At 74.1% G+C, this 17,212-nt stretch carries 14 protein-coding genes and 1 pseudogene; 5 read left to right on the top strand and 10 right to left on the bottom strand.

Annotated features, from left to right (window positions below):
• From ACWDSL_RS12040 to ACWDSL_RS12005, 8 genes and pseudogenes are all read right to left on the bottom strand, one after another.
• Positions 1-2,324: pseudogene (locus tag ACWDSL_RS12040) on the bottom strand (hypothetical protein); the annotation flags it as partial.
• A 79-nt stretch (positions 2,325-2,403) separates the two neighbouring features.
• The gene (locus ACWDSL_RS12035) at positions 2,404-3,285 is read right to left on the bottom strand and encodes a hypothetical protein (RefSeq protein WP_450484308.1); all 882 of its coding nucleotides are present in this window, start codon (positions 3,283-3,285) and stop codon (positions 2,404-2,406) included.
• Positions 3,286-4,075: 790 nt separating this feature from the next.
• Entirely contained in the window at positions 4,076-5,608 is a 1,533-nt protein-coding gene (locus ACWDSL_RS12030; RefSeq protein WP_450484302.1) for a hypothetical protein, read from the bottom strand.
• Positions 5,609-5,780: 172 nt separating this feature from the next.
• Complete coding sequence (locus ACWDSL_RS12025; RefSeq protein ID WP_450484306.1) at positions 5,781-6,758, bottom strand: DUF2891 domain-containing protein; 978 nt, start codon at positions 6,756-6,758, stop codon at positions 5,781-5,783.
• Positions 6,759-6,856: 98 nt separating this feature from the next.
• Entirely contained in the window at positions 6,857-7,501 is a 645-nt protein-coding gene (gene pcp / locus ACWDSL_RS12020; RefSeq protein WP_450484304.1) for a pyroglutamyl-peptidase I, read from the bottom strand.
• A 94-nt stretch (positions 7,502-7,595) separates the two neighbouring features.
• Positions 7,596-8,564, bottom strand: a complete 969-nt coding sequence (locus ACWDSL_RS12015; protein ID WP_450484300.1) for a DUF979 domain-containing protein — start codon at positions 8,562-8,564, stop codon at positions 7,596-7,598.
• Positions 8,561-9,271 carry a DUF969 domain-containing protein gene (locus ACWDSL_RS12010; RefSeq protein ID WP_450484298.1) on the bottom strand — a complete coding sequence of 237 codons (711 nt, stop codon included), beginning with the start codon at positions 9,269-9,271 and terminating at the stop codon, positions 8,561-8,563. Before ACWDSL_RS12010 ends, ACWDSL_RS12015 begins: the two co-directional genes overlap by 4 nt.
• Positions 9,272-9,396: 125 nt before the next feature.
• A complete protein-coding gene (locus ACWDSL_RS12005) occupies positions 9,397-10,119 on the bottom strand; it encodes a GntR family transcriptional regulator (RefSeq protein WP_450484296.1) in 723 nt (240 codons plus the stop codon).
• Between the two features lie 116 nt (positions 10,120-10,235).
• On the opposite strand from ACWDSL_RS12005, the gene ACWDSL_RS12000 reads away from it, so the two are divergent.
• From ACWDSL_RS12000 to ACWDSL_RS11990, 3 genes are read left to right on the top strand one after another with little or no spacing between them, the layout of a single operon-like run.
• Positions 10,236-11,003 (top strand): LamB/YcsF family protein, encoded by a 768-nt coding sequence (locus ACWDSL_RS12000; protein ID WP_450484294.1) that lies wholly within the window; start codon positions 10,236-10,238, stop codon positions 11,001-11,003.
• On the top strand, positions 11,000-11,695 hold the full coding sequence (locus tag ACWDSL_RS11995; protein ID WP_450484292.1) for a 5-oxoprolinase subunit B family protein: 696 nt from the start codon (positions 11,000-11,002) through the stop codon (positions 11,693-11,695). Before ACWDSL_RS12000 ends, ACWDSL_RS11995 begins: the two co-directional genes overlap by 4 nt.
• Positions 11,692-12,561: a 5-oxoprolinase subunit C family protein gene (locus tag ACWDSL_RS11990; RefSeq protein ID WP_450484290.1), complete on the top strand. Its 870-nt coding sequence runs from the start codon at positions 11,692-11,694 to the stop codon at positions 12,559-12,561. Before ACWDSL_RS11995 ends, ACWDSL_RS11990 begins: the two co-directional genes overlap by 4 nt.
• Positions 12,562-12,583: 22 nt before the next feature.
• Here the strand turns inward: ACWDSL_RS11990 and ACWDSL_RS11985 are convergent, their stop codons facing one another.
• Positions 12,584-13,279 carry a TetR/AcrR family transcriptional regulator gene (locus ACWDSL_RS11985; protein ID WP_450484288.1) on the bottom strand — a complete coding sequence of 232 codons (696 nt, stop codon included), beginning with the start codon at positions 13,277-13,279 and terminating at the stop codon, positions 12,584-12,586.
• Between the two features lie 140 nt (positions 13,280-13,419).
• Between ACWDSL_RS11985 and ACWDSL_RS11980 the strand changes: the two genes are divergently transcribed.
• Positions 13,420-13,905, top strand: a complete 486-nt coding sequence (locus tag ACWDSL_RS11980) for a nitroreductase/quinone reductase family protein (RefSeq protein WP_450484286.1) — start codon at positions 13,420-13,422, stop codon at positions 13,903-13,905.
• Positions 13,906-13,908: 3 nt separating this feature from the next.
• On the opposite strand, the gene ACWDSL_RS11975 is transcribed toward ACWDSL_RS11980, so the two are convergent.
• Positions 13,909-15,138: a geranylgeranyl reductase family protein gene (locus ACWDSL_RS11975; protein WP_358640100.1), complete on the bottom strand. Its 1,230-nt coding sequence runs from the start codon at positions 15,136-15,138 to the stop codon at positions 13,909-13,911.
• Positions 15,139-15,318: 180 nt separating this feature from the next.
• Between ACWDSL_RS11975 and ACWDSL_RS11970 the strand changes: the two genes are divergently transcribed.
• The gene (locus tag ACWDSL_RS11970; RefSeq protein WP_450484283.1) at positions 15,319-16,755 is read left to right on the top strand and encodes a M20/M25/M40 family metallo-hydrolase; all 1,437 of its coding nucleotides are present in this window, start codon (positions 15,319-15,321) and stop codon (positions 16,753-16,755) included.
• Positions 16,756-17,212 lie beyond the last annotated feature (457 nt).

The following is a 17,212-nucleotide window of genomic DNA, read 5'->3' as shown; positions in this document are numbered from 1 at the left end:
CGGTGCCGTCGGTGTCCTGGCCGACGATGATGTAGCCCTTCTCGGCCCGCAGGACGTGCGGCGCCGGCCGCGCCACCGTTGCCGTCCTCGGCCCCACGAGTCACGCCCCCGGGCGCATCGGCTGCGCCGCGCGCCCTGGTGCCCCTTGCCGCACTGTCGGCCGGGGCGGCGTCGCCCACTCCGGGGTCCCAGCAGTCCTCGGCCTCGTCGGGGGTCCGGGTGCTGTCGTCGGGGTCGTCGGCCGGCGGGGCGTACGGGGTGTCGGCCGCTTGCGTGTCGGTCTCCGTCTCGTCCACGTGGGCCGAGACGCGGCCGGGCGGGCGGGCGTCAGCGGGCAACGAGCGGGCGGAGGCAGCGGGCGCGGAGTGCGGCTGGTCCGGTTCGTCGACGCGCATCGTCACCCGCTTCGGCCGCCCGGCCTCGGCCGCCGACGGGCGCCCGGCGCGCGGGGCCGGGACGGACGGGGTGGCCGGGATGGCGGTGGGGAGGCCGAGGAGTTCGACGATGCGCTGTTCGGAGCCCAGGGACTCCGCCGCGCGACGCTCCGCGTCGTACGCCGCCACCGCCGCGCTGGACGCGTCGGCCGCGCGGGCGGCGGCGAGTTCGGTGCGGGAGTGCTCGGCGGCGGCCTCCTTGGCGGCGTCCGCGGTGCGGCGGGCCGCCTCGCGGGCGGCGTCCCAGGCGGCGACGGCGGTCTTCTCGGCGTCGCTGGCGGCGAGGGCGGCGCGGGCCGGATCGGCGTCCGGGGCGGAGTCGTCCAGCCAGCCGGCGCGCACCGCCTCGGCGGTCTCCTGCTCGACCTCCACGAGCCGCTGCCGCAGGTGCTCGGTCTCGCTGCGGGCGCGCTGGGCGGCCGTGGCGGCGGCCGTGGCGTCGCGGTGGGCGGCCTCTCCCGTCTCCTGGAGCGCGGCGGAGCGCTCCTCCTCCTCGTTGGCCAGCCGCTCGCCGTCCTCGGCCGCCGCGTGCAGGGTCCGTACGAGGTCGGCGGCGGCCTTGGCACGGGCGGCCAGCGCGGGGGCGGCGTCCCGCTCGGCCTCGCGGATCGCGGCGGCGACGCGCGCCGAGCGGTCGGCGGCGGCGCGGTGGCGCAGCACCGTCTCGGCGGCCTGCCATGCGGAGTGCAGGGTGCGGGCGTCGTTGACCTCGCGCCGCTGCGCCGCCGCGCCCTTCTCCGCGGCGGCGAGCGCCAATGAAGCGTGCCGGTAGGCGAGTTCCGCGGCGACCAGGGAGCTGCGGCCGCGCGCGCCCTCCGCCTCGGTGACGGCGTGGGCCGCGGTGGCGACCTGCTGGGCGAGCTCGGCGGCGCGCTCGCGCTCCTCGGCGCCGCGCCCCGACAGCCGCCGGGCGAGCGTACGGGTGCGGCGCTCCGCGCCCGCGTGCACCCCGCGGGCCTGCTCACGCCGCTCCGCGGCGTCGGCGATACGGGACAGCAGGTCGAGCGAGCCGGCCGTGAAGTCGCGCTCGGCCGTCAGCTCCGCGCGGCGGCCGATCTTGTGGGCGAAGCCGTGCACGAGGTCGGCGAGCCCGTCCGTATCGCGGGTATCGGTGACGGCGCGCAGCAGCAGATCGGTGAAGTCGGAGTCGTTCTTGACGGCGAACAGGCCGGCGGCCTCGCCCTCGTCGGCGTTCATCTCCCGCTGGTAGCGGAAGAGTTCGGGGTCGAGTCCGAGCTCGCCGAGGTGTTCGTTCCAGCGCTCGTGGATCTCCACCCAGACCACGTCGAGGTGCGGATAGGCCTTGTCCGCCTCGGTGATGGCGTCGCGGAAGCCCTTCATGGTGCGGCGGCGGCCGCGGGCCGTGGAGGTGCCCTCGACGAGGGGCCGCACGGCCGCGGACTCGGCGACCGGCAGGGAGTCCAGGCTCAGGCCCGGGCCGGGGCGGAAGGAGTACCACGCCTCGGCGAACTTCCGCGGGTCGTTGGACACCTGGCGGCCGCGCCATTCGCTGACCTTGCCGACGACGACCGTCTCACCGGTGACCGTGTGCTGCCACTCCAGCGCGACGTGCCCGCAGTCGTCGGCGAGCAGGAACTTGCGCAGCACGCCGGAGCTGGCGCCGCCCAGGGTGTTGCGGTGGCCGGGCAGCATCACCGAGAAGATCAGCTTGAGCAGGACGGACTTGCCGCCGCCGTTCTCCAGGAAGAGCACGCCGGCGGGCGCGGGACGCCGCGGCGGGCCGACGGGCTCCTCCTCGAAGAACTCCGCCTGGGTGGGGGCGGGGCTGGGCACCGGCTCGCCGACTCCGCGCAGGTCCAGCACGGTGTCGGCATAGCGCGCACCGGCCGGCCCGATGGAGTAGAGGCGGACCCGGGACAGCTCGTACATGGCGGCGGACTCTCGTTGTCGTGAAGGGGGAAGGTCGGGGAGGGGGCGGCTGGAGCAGGGGCGGTCGGGTGGTGGCTGGTCAGGGCGTGTGGAAGGGCAGACCCGCGTCGGCGACCAGCTCCAGGTCGTCGCTGTCGTCCGGCGGCAACAGCGACGCGCTGCCGTCGCTCGTGGGCACGACGCCCAGTTCGAGCAGTTCGGCCATCGCGGCGCTGCCCGCCATGTCGCGCACCTGGAGCTGGTAGCGGGCGGTCGTGCGGTACGCGCCTCCGGCGTCGTCCCCGGTGCGCTGGAGAAAGCCGGAGTCGACGAGGAAGGCGACGGCCTTGCCGACGATGCCGGTCGTCGAACCGGCGAGCCGCCGCGCGTCCTTGGTGGCGCCGGTGGCGCTGCGCCGCGCGTACACCCGCCAGGCGGCCTCCAGTCCGGGCGCGTCGGTGGCCGGGTCGGTGTTCTCCCCTTCCTCCTCGGCGCGCTCCTCCAGACGGCGGCATGCCTGCCGTACGAAGGCGTCGATGCCGTTGACCGTGACCCGGCCGATGTAGCCGTCGTCGGCAAGGTCCTCGGGGCGCGGGAAGGCCATGGCCGCTACGGCGAGATGGGCGAGGCCGTGCAGGAAACGGTCGGCGGAGTCGGTGGAGGCCCGGCGGGCGTAGTCGCCCATACGGACGGCGAAGACGGAGTCCTCCGCGGCGGCCACGGCCATCCCGGCCCGGGTGGAGACCTCGAGCACGATCAGGCCGAGCCCGGCGGCCACGGCGTCGGCCAGCCGCGCGAACGCCGGGTCGTCGCGGTGGCGGCGCAGCAGCTCGGCGTACTCGACGTCGCGGGCGGGCAGCAGCTTCGGCTGCAGCCCGAAGGCGACCAGACGCGCCGCGTCGGCCGCGTCGGCGGGGGTGAGCGGAGCGGCACCTTCCGACACGCCCGACACTCCCGACGCGCTCTGCGCCGAGGACGTCAGCTCCGGCTGCGCGCCGTCTGTGGGGTCGTACTCGCTCACGGGTGAAGCTCCTTGTGGGCCGCCGCCTGGTCAGGGCCGCGGGTCTCGGTCAATCCGGGGGCGCCGGTCTGCGCCGTCCGGGTCGCTCGCCGAAGCGGAAGCGGAAGCGGTGGAGAGTGCTGCCCGGCACGGGGAGCGGCCGCCCTGCGGCAGGCCCCCGCGCCGCCGCCCGCTCGCGCGCATGCGCGCGGAGGCACCAGGGAGGTGGCGTTGGACCCCGCCGACAGAGGCCCGCGGGGAAGTGCGGCGGAACAGGCGGGCAGCCACGCGCCCTGCGGCCCCGGCGCCCGGCCGGCCACCGGGGCGGGGCGCCCCGAGTACGGCGGCTCGAGCCATCCCGAGCACGGCGTCCAACCGCACCGTCGCCGTCCGGCCCCACGGACGTACGGCACCGAGCAGGTCGTGGCAGCCACACGGACGCCCACCGCCCCGTTGACCGCGCGAGCGCCCACCACCCCGCCGCACCGCACGGTGCGCCCGCCTCGGCGGAGAGCCGCCCCACTGCGCACCTCGGCAGCGCGGTGGCCGCCACGACGCACCGCGGCCGCGCCGTCACGACCCGCCCCACGGCCGGGCACCACCCCGCGGCAGGGGCAGGGTGCCGCCCCATGGCGGAGCTCCGCCATGGGGCATGGCACCGCCCCTCGCCGTGGCACCGCCCCACAGCGCGGCGCCGCTACGGCCGGTCCGCCGCTACGGCACGACGCGCGCGTTACCCCACCTCCGCCGCCGTATCCGCACAACGCGCGCATTACGCCACCTCCGCGCGGTCCGCCGCCATCCCGGCCGCGTCCAGCAGCGCCATGCCCAGTATCAGGTCGGCACCGCCGAACTCCGGATCGTCCAGCTCGGTGCCGTCGTCGACCGCGAACAGCAGCCGCTCCTCGCCCTGGCGGTAGGCGGTGCCGACGGGCGGGCTCGCGGCGTGGACGGCCAGCAGGGCGATGAGGTACGGGAGTTCGGGGTCGCGGCGACGGGCCTCGGTCAGCAGGCCCGAGAGCCGGCGGGGGGCGTCGGCCGGGAGGTCGAGCAGCTGCATGGCGACCGCCAGCTGCTCCTCGCTGAAGCGGCTGTCGTCGGGGGTGGCGATCAGGTCGGGCTCGGGCATCTCCGCGCCCAGGTGCTCGCGCTCCACGGGCGGGGTCAGCAGCATGTCCACGAGGTCGCCGACGCGCACGGACGTCGGGGTGCGATACCCCGTGCCACGGGCGAAGAAGGCGTCGGTGACATGGAGTGCACGGTCCACGGGGAGCGGCAGCAGGGGCACGAGGAGCTGCCCGTACAGGTCGAGTCCGGCGTGCGCGGCCGGGGTGGCGAAGGCCTGGCGGTCCTGCTCGGCGCGGAACAGCGGTCCGGCCTCCAGCAGCCGGGACTGCAGCTGGGTGTGGCGGCGGATGCAGTCCTTGACTATGTCGACGAGCTCGGCGGCGCGGCGCTTGTTCTCGGCGCTCTCCGCCTCGTCGCGGGCCTTGCGGATATTGGTCAGGATCGCGTTCTCATGGCGGTAGCGGTCGGCTACGTGGTCCAGGGCCTCGCTGATCAGGTCGGGGACCGTACGCAGCCAGTCGACCGCGCGTACGTTGCGCCGGGTGGCGTCGAGGGTGCGGCGCAGCGTCTCGGAGTACTGCACGGTGCGGTAGCGGGCCTGTTCGGCGGCGAGTTGGGCGTCGGCCAGGCGGCCGCGGCTGATCAGCACCTCCAGCTTCACCTCGGCGGCGATCTGGGCGCTGGTGACGTCCGTGTCGAGCGCGCCGACCAGGACGTTGACCGCCTCGTCGGTGGTGCGCAGATAGACGCTGCCGCCGGGCCCCGGCACCTCCTCGACCAGCTTGAAGTCGTAGTCGCGGCGCACATAGACGCCGTCGGGGCCGAAGGTGCCGTAGACGGCGCGGAAGCCGCGGTCCACACTGCCGACGTTGATCAGGTTTTCCAGCACCCAGCGGGCGACGCGCTCATGCTCGGCGGTGGGCCGGTTCGGGGCCTGCGCGCCGACGCGGGGCAGCAGTCTGGCCACTATCTGCTCGTGGTCGGCGCCGGTGTCGAAGTCCATGTTGAGCGTGACCAGGTCGATCGCGGCGAGGGCGACCTCCGCCATCGCGTACACCGAGTACTCGCCCGCGAGGCTGCCCTTGCGCGCGTCGAGGTCGTGCAGCGGCGCGGTGCAGGCGAGCGCGCGCAGCCGCCGGGCCAGGCCCTCGTCTGCGGCCGGACCCGGGGCCGGGCGTGCGGCCCCGGCGTACCCGTTGAGCTGGGGCGCGGCGGCTCCAGGCGGTGGAGAAGTCACGTCGCACAGATTAGGCGCTCGCACCGACAACGGACGAAACGGCGCGGACCGGCCGGGCACGCGGACGGATCCATCAGTCTACGACGCCTCCGGAGCCGCTGTGCGGACCCTGGTCGGCCGCCGCGCGGACCTATTTTCTTCAGCCGCCAACTGTCACCTCTGCACGGCCCCGTCAGTCGCCGGGCGGGCCCTCGTCCAGGGCGAGTGCCGCGAAGGTGGCCAGCCAGTGGTCGCCGGTGAAGTCTCCGGAGACCACGTACGGCAGCCCGGCGGCGAGGTGGTCCTCGGCCGCCGAGGTCAGGACTGGGCCGCGCGGATCGCCCTCGGGCAGCGCCGCGACGATACGGCGCAGCGCGGCCGCCCTGCTGAGCGAGAGCCCGATGAGATGGCCGATCTGCGGGTCGGCGGGGTCGGAGACGACCGGCGGGGTGAGCAGCGGGGCCGGGGCGCCGCGTTCGAGGCCGGGCAGGAAGCCGTCCAGCCAGCCGGCGAACCTGGCCCGAGGGAGCACCCGGCCGACCGCTTCGGCTTCGGTCAAGGCGGGTGAGAGGAAGTCCTGTCCTGAGGGCTCCCAGTGGGCCGGTGCGTCGTGGTCGTCGCCGAACCAGCGGACCACCGCCGCCGCGACCGGCTCGGCGAGTGCCGCCCGCCCGGCCGCGGCGGCGCTGTCGAGGATCAGGCCGAGGGCGAAGGCGCTGTTGGTGTGGACGCCGTGCCGGACCGGGTACGTGGCCCGCCGGAGCCAGTCGCGCAGCAGCGTCTCCACAGCGGCGGCCGCCGGCTCCAGGGCCGCCGCCCAACCGCTGCCCGCCGGGCCCAGGGCCCGGCATTCGGCGGTCAGCGCCAGCAGCCAGGCCCAGCCATAGGGACGCTCGAAGGACGGATGGGCGCGCAGATAGTCCGCCTCGGCCGCCAGGTGCGCGGCCGTGAGGTGCTTGTCCAGCACCCCGGTCACCTCCTCGGCGCGGACCCGGTCGGGGCAGCGGCGCAGCAGCCGGACCAGCAGCCAGTGCATATGCACCGAGGAGTGCCAGTCGTACGAGCCGTAGAAGGCGGGGTGGTAATCGCGCGGCGGCACCAGGTCCTCGGGGCCGCGGAGCAGATGGGCCGGGGCGTACGGGTAGGGCCGGGTGACGTTGGCCATGGCCACGGCGGCGAACCGGTCGGCGAATTCGGCGAGTTCAGCGAGTTCGGTGCGTTCCGGGGCCGCCGCAGTCCAGGGTGGCGTCGTATCGGGTCGGCCGCTGCTCAATGGGTGGCTCCCTCGGCGACTCGTAGGTCTTCGCGGGTGGTCACGGCCGTGGTGATGACCGCCCGCAGCGCCTGCGCCACCGTGTCGACGGGCAGCGAGGGCTCGGCCCGGTCCACGACCTGCTCGGGGGCGTACGGGACATGGACGAATCCGCCGCGCAGGGCCGGCCTGCGGGTGGCTATCAGGTGGGCGAGCCCGTAGAAGACGTGGTTGCACACGAAGGTGCCGGCCGTCTGGGACACGGAGGCGGGAATTCCGACCGCCCGCACCGCCGCGACGCATGCCTTGACGGGCAGGGCGGCGAAGTAGGCGGCGGGGCCGCCCGCGACGACCGGCTCGTCGACGGGCTGCCTCCCGGCGTTGTCGGGGATACGGGCGTCGTCCACATTGATCGCGACGCGTTCCACGCTGATTCCGGTGCGGCCCCCGGCCTGCCCCACGCACAGCACCAGATCGGGGTCGGCCTGCTCCACCGCCGCGGCCAGCTCGTCGAGCGCCGTGCCGAAGACACAGCTCAGCCGGGCGGCGGTGACCCGGACGCCGGGCGGGGGTCCGGCGGCGACCAGCGAGACGGCCTGCCAGGAGGGGTTGACGGCTTCGCCGCCGAAGGGCTCGAAGCCAGTGAGGAGCACACGGGTCACGGGAGTCTCGGGGGGCACGGGGATCGCGGCGGGCACGGGAATCACAGGGGTCCTTGGGGTCCCAGGAGCGGTCGCTGACGTCATACGGGCCCCCTCAGAAGGCGAAGAGCGAGATGATGACGATGTTGCAGACCAGCAGCGCCCCGGCGGTGGGGATCTGGGCCTTGATGGGCCCGTACTGGTCCTTGAGTTCGAGCAGCGCGGCGGGCACGAGGTTGAAATTGGCGGCCATAGGGGTCACGAGAGTCCCGCAGAAGCCGGCCAGCATCCCGACGGCGAGGACGACCGCCGGTTCGCCGTGCATCTGCTGAATGAGCACGGGCCAGCCGATGGCGGCGGTCATCACCGGGAACGCGGCGAAGGCGTTGCCCATGATCGTGGTGAACAGGGCCATGCCGACGCAGTAGACGGCCACGGCGATGTACTTCTGGCCGTCCGGCAGCAGCTGTTCGGTGATCTTGCCGACCTGGGTGCCGACCCCGGCCACCTGGAAGATCGAGCCGAGTACGGCCAGCAGTTGGGGCAGCAGCAGCGCCCAGCCCATGGACTCCAGCAGGCCGCGTCCGGCGTGCAGCGGTACGGCGGGGTTGCGCTCACGGACCACGAGCATGGCGACCACGAGACCGGCGATGGCGCCGAAGCCGAGGCCGAGTACGGTCTCGCTGCCCGGCTCAAGGACCGGTTCGCCGCCGACGCGCCAGTGCTTGAGGGCGGAGGCGCAGACCACCGCGACGATCGGGATGGTGAGGGCGGGGATGAACAGTTTGCCGCGCAGCCGCGCGGCGAGCGCGGTGCGCTGTTCGGCGGTGGTGGTGCGCGGGGTGCCGCGCCCGGTGAGGCCGAAGCCGGCCAGGCAGACCATGACCAGCACGGCGAGGCCCAGCGGTTCGGCCGGGGCCTGCTTCTTCACCACCCAGGTGCTGTAGAGGAAGCATCCGCCCAGCAGGCCCCAGAAGGCCGCGGAGCCGAGGCGCTTGGGGTTGCTGCGGTCGACCGCCATCTGTGCGGCCATGGCGAGGAAGACGGCGCCGACGAGCCAGTAGAACCACTCGACCTTGATCACTTGGCATCCTCCGAGGTGCGGTCGCCGGCCTGGGCCGAGCGGGAGGCCGCGGCCGCCAGGTCGCGGTCCAGGCGCAGCAGCCGGGCGCCGTGGATGAGGAAGGCGCATACGGCGGTGGGGATCGCCCACAGCGCCAGCTGCAGGGGCTCCAGGTGGGTGTCGTAGGTCGTGTTGACGAAGCCGGTGATCAGCAGGATCGAGCCGATGGCGAGAAAGCAGTCCTCGCCGAAGAAGAGGCCGACGGTGTCGGCACTCGCGGCGTACGAGCGGACGCGCTCGCGCATCTGCTCGGGCAGCGGGCCGTGGCGGCGCTCGGCGGCCCCCTCGGCCATCGGCGCGACCATGGGCCGCACGCTCTGCGCCGGCCCGCCGATGCTGGTGAGGCCGAAGGCCGCGGTGAGCTGACGGAGCCCCAGGTAGAGGGCGAGGAAGCGGCCGGCGGTGAGTTTGCCGAGCCGGCCGATGAGAACGCGGGCCTGCTCCTGGAGGCCGTTGCGCTCCAGGAGGCCGATGACCGGGAGGGTGATGACGAAGATCGTCACCGAGCGGCTGGAGGCGAAGCCGTTGCCGAAGGCCGCGAGGACCTCTTGTGGCGAGAGCTTGCCCAGTAGCCCGGTGACGATGCCGGCGATCCCCACCACCAGCAACGGGTTGCGTCGGGTGGCGAATCCGAGGACCACCACCAGGACGCCGAGAAGAACGATCATGTCCCGCCTTCCGTGCGCAGGACCTCACGAGCGACGCCGTGAGGAAGAATGCACCGGAGGCTAGGCGATCGTTGAACGATCCGACAAGACTTCGATATGCAGTTGTTTCCCAGCCCGGGGATCGTTTACGACTCGGAAACCCGCTGGGCGTAGGCGTCGGCCAATTGGAGCCGGGAGTCCTCGAGGTAGGAGGCGAGCAGCCGCTCGCCCTCATAGGCGTCGCCGGACTGCAGCACCTCCAGGATGTGCCGATTACGGACCAGATACGGCGCATGGAAGCGCCGCGGGTCGTCCATGACGTGGAAGACCAGCCGGAGTTCGGCCAGCACGCCCCGCATCAGCTCGTCGGCGCGCGGGCTGCCCGCGAGCGCCACGATCCCCTGGTGGAAGCGGATGTTGGCGGTGGACAGGTCCTGCCAGGCCCGCGCCTGCGCGGCACACTCCCCGGCCAGGACGGCCGACTCGACGGCCTCCAGCGGGTACGGCGGCTTCCCGAGGCCGCGTACGGCGCCGCACTCCACCAGCGCGCGCACGCGGTAGATGTCGTTGAGGTCGTCCACCGTCACAACGCGTACGAACACGCCGCGGTTGAGCTTGTGCACCAGCAACCGCTCGTGCGTGAGCAGCCGGAACGCCTCCCTGAGGGTGTTGCGCGAGACGCCGAGCGCCCCTTTGACGCTGTCCTCGGACAGCCGGGTGCCGGGCGGGAAGAACCCTTCGGCGATGCGGTCGCGCAGGACGTCCGCGACGCGCTCGGCGGTGCTCGTCCGTCCCAGCAGTGCGCGGTCGCCCGCCAACTCGGCCAGTGAGGACGCCTCCGCAATCCGCCGATCCGCCCCGTTTGTCACTCTTGCTCCCTTTCACCGCTTCTGAATGCCCTATGGCGAGAAGTCAATCCCAGAACCCCTCCCGGAACAACATTCATCTTGTCGGATCGTTCAACGATCGCTTAGGTTGTCATGTCATGGCGGACCTCACCATCGACCTCAACGCCGACCTCGGCGAGGGCTTCGGACGCTGGCGGCTCACCGATGACGACGCCCTGCTGTCCGTCGTCACCAGCGCCAACGTCGCCTGCGGCTTTCACGCCGGCGACCCCTCGACCATGCGCCGGGTGTGCGAGCTGGCCGCCGAGCGCGGTGTGCGCATCGGGGCGCAGGTCTCGTACCGGGATCTGGCCGGCTTCGGCCGCCGCACCATGGACGTACCGCCGCGTGAGCTGACCGACGAGATCGCCTATCAGATCGGCGCCCTGCGGGTGTTCGCGCGCTCGGCGGGGTCGGACGTGGTCTACGTCAAGCCGCACGGCGCGCTGTACAACCGCTGCGTACACGATCAGGACCAGGCCGCCGCGGTCGTCGAGGGCATACGGCTGGCGGCCGACGCCCCGCTGCCCGTCCTGGGGCTGCCCGGCTCCCGGCTGCACGAGGCGGCCGGCGCGGCCGGACTGCCCGTCGTACGCGAGGGGTTCGCCGACCGCGCCTACACCGCGGCAGGGACGCTGGTCCCCCGCGGCGAGCCCGGCGCCGTCGTCACCGACCCGGGCACCGTCGTCAAGCGCTCCCTCGCCTTCGCCCGGGACAAGTCGGTGACCTCGATCGACGGCCGGCCGGTCGAGGTGGACATACGGTCCCTGTGCGTACACGGCGACACCCCCGGGGCGGCCGATATCGCCCGCCGGGTGCGGGCCGAACTGGAGGGCGCCGGCGTGCGCGTGGAGCCGTTCGCGTGACCGGCGGCTCCGGCGGGCGAATCCGCGTGCGCGGCCTGCCGGTCGGGGACCACGCGCTGCTGCTGGAAGTGGACACCGGCGAGGCCGCCCTGGCCCTCCACGCCGAACTGCTGCGCCGCGCCGAGGCCCGGACGCTGCCCGCGGTACGGGAGATCGTGCCCGCGGCGCGCACCGTGCTCCTGGACGGGGTGGCCGATCCGCGCCGCCTGGCGGCCGAGGTCGCCCGGTGGGACATCCCCCCGCCGGCCGGCGGCTACGACACCACCGTCGATATCGCGGTGCGCTACGACGGCCCGGACCTGGCCGATGTCGCCGAGCTGTGGGGGGTCGCCCCGCACGAGGTCGCGCGCATCCACGCGGACACCGAATTCCGGGTCGCCTTCTGTGGTTTCGCCCCCGGCTTCGGCTATCTGACCGGCTTGCCGGAGCACCGCCATGTGCCGCGCCGCGCCACCCCGAGGACCAGGGTCCCGGTCGGCTCGGTCGCCCTCGCGGGCCCGTACACCGGCGTCTACCCGCGCTCCTCCCCCGGCGGCTGGCAGCTGATCGGCACCACCGACGCGGTGCTGTGGGACACCGCGCGCACCCCGGCCGCGCTCCTGGCCCCCGGCACCCGCGTCCGCTTCGTACCGCAACGGCCCCTCGCGGAACCGTCATCGCAGCAGCCCGTACGAGAAGAGACCCCCACATGACGGACAGCGCCTTTGTCGTGGTGCGGGCCGGCGCGCTGACCACCGTCCAGGACCTCGGCCGGGCCGGCCACGCCCACCTCGGCGTACCGCGCTCCGGGGCGCTCGACGAGCCCGCCCTGCGGCTCGCCAACCGCCTGGTGGGCAACCCCGAAGGGGCCGCGGCCCTGGAGACCACGCTCACCGGCTGCGCCGTACGGCTCCGCCGCACCGCGACGGTGGCGGTCACCGGCGCGCCCTGCCCGGTCACCGTGGACGGCCGCCCCGCCGCATGGGGCGCGCCCGTGCGGGTGCGCTCGGGCGCGCTGGTGGAGGTCGCCGCGGCGGCCCATGGCATACGCAGCTATGTGGCGTTCGGCGGCGGCGTGGAGGCCGAGCAGGCGCTCGGCAGCCGCTCCACGGATCTGCTCTCCGGCCTCGGCCCACCGCCGCTCGCCGACGGCGCGGTGCTGCGGCTGGGCGCGCCGTACGGCCCGGCGCCCGCCGTGGACGCGGCGCCCTGCCCGGGGCCGCCGCGCGAACTGGTCCTGCCGGTCGCGCTCGGCCCGCGCGACGACTGGTTCACCGCCCGGGCGCTGCGCACCCTGGCGACCGGCGAGTTCCGGGTGTCGGCCGCGAGCAACCGCATCGGGCTGCGCACCGAGGGGCCCTCGCTTGAGCGCGCGAGGGACGGCGAACTGCCCAGCGAGGGCATGGTCCTGGGCGCGCTGCAGGTCCCGCCGGACGGCCGCCCGGTGCTGTTCCTGGCCGACCATCCCACGACCGGCGGCTACCCCGTCGTCGGCGTCGTCCCCGAGGACCGTCTCGCCGCGGCCGCCCAGGCCGTTCCGGGCACGGTGGTGCGCTTCGTGCCACGCCGGGCCCGGTAACCACCTGCGCTGAGCAGCACGTCTAGGGGAGGCCCACCGTACGGCCGAGGGTCGCCACGGCTTGGCCGAAGAACTCCTCGCGCGCCTCGACGACGCCTTTGAACTGGCCGAAGAGCTCAAAGCTGACCAGGCCGAACAGCTGCGCCCAAGCCGCGATGAACCGCGCGAGCGCCGCGTCGGGCAGCTCGATCCCCAGGGTCCCGGCCAGAGCTCGCGCGTCTCCCCGCACCGCCTCGGGCACCTCGGCCTCCCCGGGGACGCGCAACGTACCCGCGGCGTGGGCGTCGCCCACGATGGCGAGCAGGGCGAGGCCCACGCGGGAGGCGGGCACGACGGTGGTCTCGGGCGCGGAGTAGCCGGGCACCGGGGAGCCGTAGATCAGCGCGTACTCGTGCGGATGGGCCAGCGCCCACTCCCGTACGGCCCGGCAGACCGCGCCCCACCGCTCGACGGGCTCCTGGCCGTCCGCCTTCGCCGGAGCAGTCTCGGCGGCGGCGCCGAGGGCGTCGTACGCGTCCACGATGAGCGCGGTCAGCAGCTCGTCGCGGCTCGGGAAGTAGCGGTAGAGGGCGGACGAGACCATGCCGAGCTCACGGGCGACGGCGCGCAGCGACAGCTTGGCCGCGCCCTCGCGGGCGAGCTGGCGGCGCGCCTCTTCCTTGATGGCGGCGGTCACTTCGGTACGGGCCCGTTCCCTGGCCCCTCGGATCGCACTCATGGCAGCCAGTCTCTCATCCGGACGGAGCACCGGCCAACAACGAGAGCACCGCTCTTGCGGTGGCGCACCGATTCCTGCACACTGATCTCAAGCGAGAGCACCGCTCTCGAAATGGAGCACAGCGAGCACAGGAGGACACCATGTCGGAGCACCACATCAAGCCCAGCCGGTTCGACAGCGCCATGAACGCCACCGTCGCCTGGCTCGCCCGGCGCGGGGTGAGCTTCTTCGGCACCGCCGAACTGTCCGTCGTCGGCCGGAAGTCCGGTGAATGGCGGCGGGTGCCGGTCAACCCGCTGTCGCTGAACGGCGAGCGCTATCTGGTGTCCCCCCGCGGCGCCTCCCAGTGGGTGCGCAACATGCGGGCGGCGGGCGGCGGGCGACTTCAGCTCGGGCGCCGCCGGCAGACCTTCACCGCCATCGAGCTGCCGGAGGGCGCGGAGAAGACCGAGGCGCTGCGCACCTACCTCGACCGCTGGGGCTGGGAGGTGAAGAGCTACTTCGACGGGGTGACCGCGAAGTCCTCGGACGATGAACTGGCGCGGATCTCCCCGCTCCACCCGGTCTTCCGCATCACCACCGACGACGCCTCCGCCGACGCTCACACCACCGCCGCCGAGGCGTGAGCGCTACCGGCGGTCGAACGCGGTCAGCGCCCGCCGCGCCGCCGGATGGGTGCGGACGATCTCGGCGAGGGTCGTCGTACCGCGCGTGATCTTCGTAAACGCCCGCCACGCCGGCCTGAAGCCCGTGAGCGCCGCGTGGAACATTCCGGGGCGGCGCGCGAACACCGAGTACAGCCGCCGCCCGACCCCCATCTCCACCCCGAGCCCCGCCTTGATCGCGAAGGCGTAGTTCAGCGCCTGGCGCCGGGCGTCGACCGCGTCATGGGCCTCGGCGATCCGCACCGCCCACTCCCCCGCGAGCCGCCCCGAGCGCAGCGCGAAGGAGATGCCCTCCCGGGTCCACGGCTCCAGCAGCCCCGCCGCGTCCCCGCACACCAGCACCCGGCCGCGCGACAGCGGCGAGTCGTCGGAGCGGCAGCGGGTCAGATGGCCCGAGGAGATACGCGGCTCGAACCCGGCGAGCCCGAGCCGGGCGATGAAGTCCTCGAGATAACGCTTGGTCCCGGCGCCCTCGCCACGGGCCGAGATCACCCCGACCGTCAGCGTGTCCCCCTTGGGGAAGACCCAGCCGTAACTGCCCGGCAGCGGGCCCCAGTCGATGAGCACCCGGCCCGACCAGTCCTCCGCCACGGTCGGCGGCACCGGAATCTCCGCCTCCAGACCGAGGTCGACCTGGTCGAGCTTGACCCCGACATGGGCGCCTATCCGGCTGGCGCTGCCGTCCGCGCCGACCACGGCCCGGGCCAGCACGGTCTCGCCGTCCGAGAGCACCACGGCCACGGTGCGCCGGTCGGGCACGGACGGGCCATGCTGCTCGACGCGCGCCACCGCGGTGCCGGTACGCACCTGAGCGCCCGCGTCCTTGGCCGCCTCGACCAGCCCGGCGTCGAACTCGGGCCGGTTGATCAGCCCGAACAGAGCCTGCTTGGAGCGGCGGGTACGGGTCAGCTTGCCGTTCAGCGAGAACGTCACGGCGTGTACGCGCTCACGCAGCGGGAGTTCGAAGCCGGGCGGCAGCGCATCGCGCGTGGGGCCGATGATGCCGCCGCCGCACGTCTTGTAGCGCGGCAGCTCGGCCTTCTCCAGCAGCAGCACCCGGCGGCCCGCACAGGCGGCGGCGTAGGCGGCGGAGGCACCCGCCGGGCCCGCCCCCACCACCACGACGTCCCATACCGACTCGTCCGCCGGCTCCGCCGGGGAGGCCCCGTTCCGGGCCGCGTTGTCGCTGCTCACGTGTGCTTCCGCTCCCACTCGACCGACCTGATCGCCCTGCGCCACCACCGCCGCGGGCCACCGTCGCATCCTACGGCTCACCAGGGTGTGACCCCGCTGTGGGATGATCAGCAGCACAACCATCAAGCCGTAAAGTCGTACATCCGTGCCATCGCGCGCATCCCACAGGAGCGTCCCCACATGGAGCAGGCACCTCACGCCCGACCCGACGGCCCCGCGGCCACCGCCCCGGCCGACCGCCGGGCCATCGCCGCCACCGTCGCCGCGCTGCAGCCCCGCGCCAAGGCCGAACTGACCGAGCTCGTGGCCTTCAAGTCGGTCGCGGACCCGGCACAGTTCCCCAAGAGCGAATGCGAGGCCGCCGCGCGCTGGGTCGCCGACGCGCTGCGCGCCGAGGGGTTCACGGATGTGGCGCTGCTGGACACCCCCGACGGCACCGAGTCGGTCTACGGCTTTCTGCCCGGCCCGGCCGGGAGCCCGACGGTGCTGCTCTACGCGCATTACGACGTCCAGCCGCCGCTGGACGAGGCCGCCTGGATCTCCCCGCCCTTCGAGCTGACCGAGCGCGACGGGCGCTGGTACGGGCGCGGCGCCGCCGACTGCAAAGGTGGCTTGATCATGCACCTCACCGCGCTGCGCGCGCTCGAGCAGCACGGCGGGATCCCGGTGAACGTCAAGGTGATCGTCGAGGGCTCGGAGGAGCAGGGCACCGGGGGCCTGGAGCGCTACGCGGAGGCGCACCCTGAGCTGCTGACCGCCGACGCGATCGTCATCGGCGACACTGGCAACTTCCGCTGCGGGCTGCCGACGGTCACCGCGATGCTGCGCGGCATGGCGCTGCTGCGGGTCCGAGTGGACACCCTGGAAGGCAATCTGCACTCCGGCCAGTTCGGCGGCGCCGCCCCGGACGCGCTCGCCGCGCTCATCCGCATCCTGGACTCGCTGCGGGCCGAGGACGGCTCCACGACCGTCCAGGGTCTGGCGGCCGACGAGACCTGGGACGGACTCCAGTATCCGGACGAGGACTTCCGCAAGGACGCCAAGGTGCTGGACGGGGTCGAGCTGATCGGCTCGGGCACGGTCGCCGACCGCGTCTGGGCCCGCCCCGCGGTCACCGTCCTGGGCATCGACAGCCCTCCGGTCGTCGGCGCCACCCCGTCGGTACAGGCCAGCGCGCGGGCGGCGGTGAGCCTGCGGGTGCCGCCGGGCGTGGACGCGGGCCAGGCGGCCGAACTGCTCACCGCCCACCTGCAGTCCGCCGCGCCCTGGGGCGCGCGGGTCGCCGTCGAACAGGTCGGCCAGGGCCAGCCGTTCCGCGCGGACACCGCCAGCCCCGCGTACACGGCGATGGGGCGGGCCCTGAGCGAGGCGTACGACGGTCAGGAGATGGCGATCGCGGGCGCGGGCGGCTCGATCCCGCTGTGCAACACGCTCGCCTCGCTCTACCCGGAGGCGGAGATCCTGCTGATCGGGCTGAGCGAGCCGGACGCGCAGATCCACGCCGTCAACGAGAGCGTTTCACCGGAGGAGCTGGAACGGCTCTCGCTCGCGGAGGCGCTGTTCCTGCGGTCTTACGCGGACGAGGCCGCGGATACGGCGGCCGCCCCGACGCGATAGCCGCTGCGCGGGGCGTCTGGCGTCTGGCGCCCGCTGATACCTCCCGGCCGGTCCGGTCCGGTCGGGCCCGGTGCCCGGCCGGGCCGGTTCCGGCGGCCGGGCCGAAACAGCGCCGGAACAGCTCGGGGCCGCGGTCCCGGCAGCCCCAAGCCCGCACCCGAAGCGCGACCGACCCCGCCGGAACCGGAGCGACCGGCCCCGGCCCCGGCCGCGATCGGCGCAGGCCCGAACCGGGTCCGAGAGACCCCGGCCAGGACAGGCCGGAGCTCGGCCCGGCCGCCGGGATCGGAGCCCCAGGCGAGCTCCCGAAAACCGGGCCACGCAAGCCGGACCGGGCTGGGCGGCCCAGCCGAAGCACGCCCGGTCCGGGACAGGGCCGACCAGCTCAGGGCCGGACCGGGGCCGCGAGCCGCCGGACCAGGCGGCGGGCTCGCCGCCGCCCCGTAAGCCGCCCATA

The sequence above is a fragment of the Streptomyces sp. NPDC000941 genome, assembly GCF_053599555.1.
This window is presented reverse-complemented; position numbering and strand designations above follow the sequence as displayed.

Excerpts from the sequence above, each read along its gene's own strand:
- ACWDSL_RS12010 (WP_450484298.1), bottom strand. The coding sequence starts at position 9,271 with ATGATCGTTCTTCTCGGCGTCCTGGTGGTGGTCCTCGGATTCGCCACC.
- ACWDSL_RS12000 (WP_450484294.1), top strand. The coding sequence starts at position 10,236 with ATGGCGGACCTCACCATCGACCTCAACGCCGACCTCGGCGAGGGCTTC.
- ACWDSL_RS11990 (WP_450484290.1), top strand. The coding sequence starts at position 11,692 with ATGACGGACAGCGCCTTTGTCGTGGTGCGGGCCGGCGCGCTGACCACC.
- ACWDSL_RS11985 (WP_450484288.1), bottom strand. The coding sequence starts at position 13,279 with ATGAGTGCGATCCGAGGGGCCAGGGAACGGGCCCGTACCGAAGTGACC.
- ACWDSL_RS11980 (WP_450484286.1), top strand. The coding sequence starts at position 13,420 with ATGTCGGAGCACCACATCAAGCCCAGCCGGTTCGACAGCGCCATGAAC.
- ACWDSL_RS11970 (WP_450484283.1), top strand. The coding sequence starts at position 15,319 with ATGGAGCAGGCACCTCACGCCCGACCCGACGGCCCCGCGGCCACCGCC.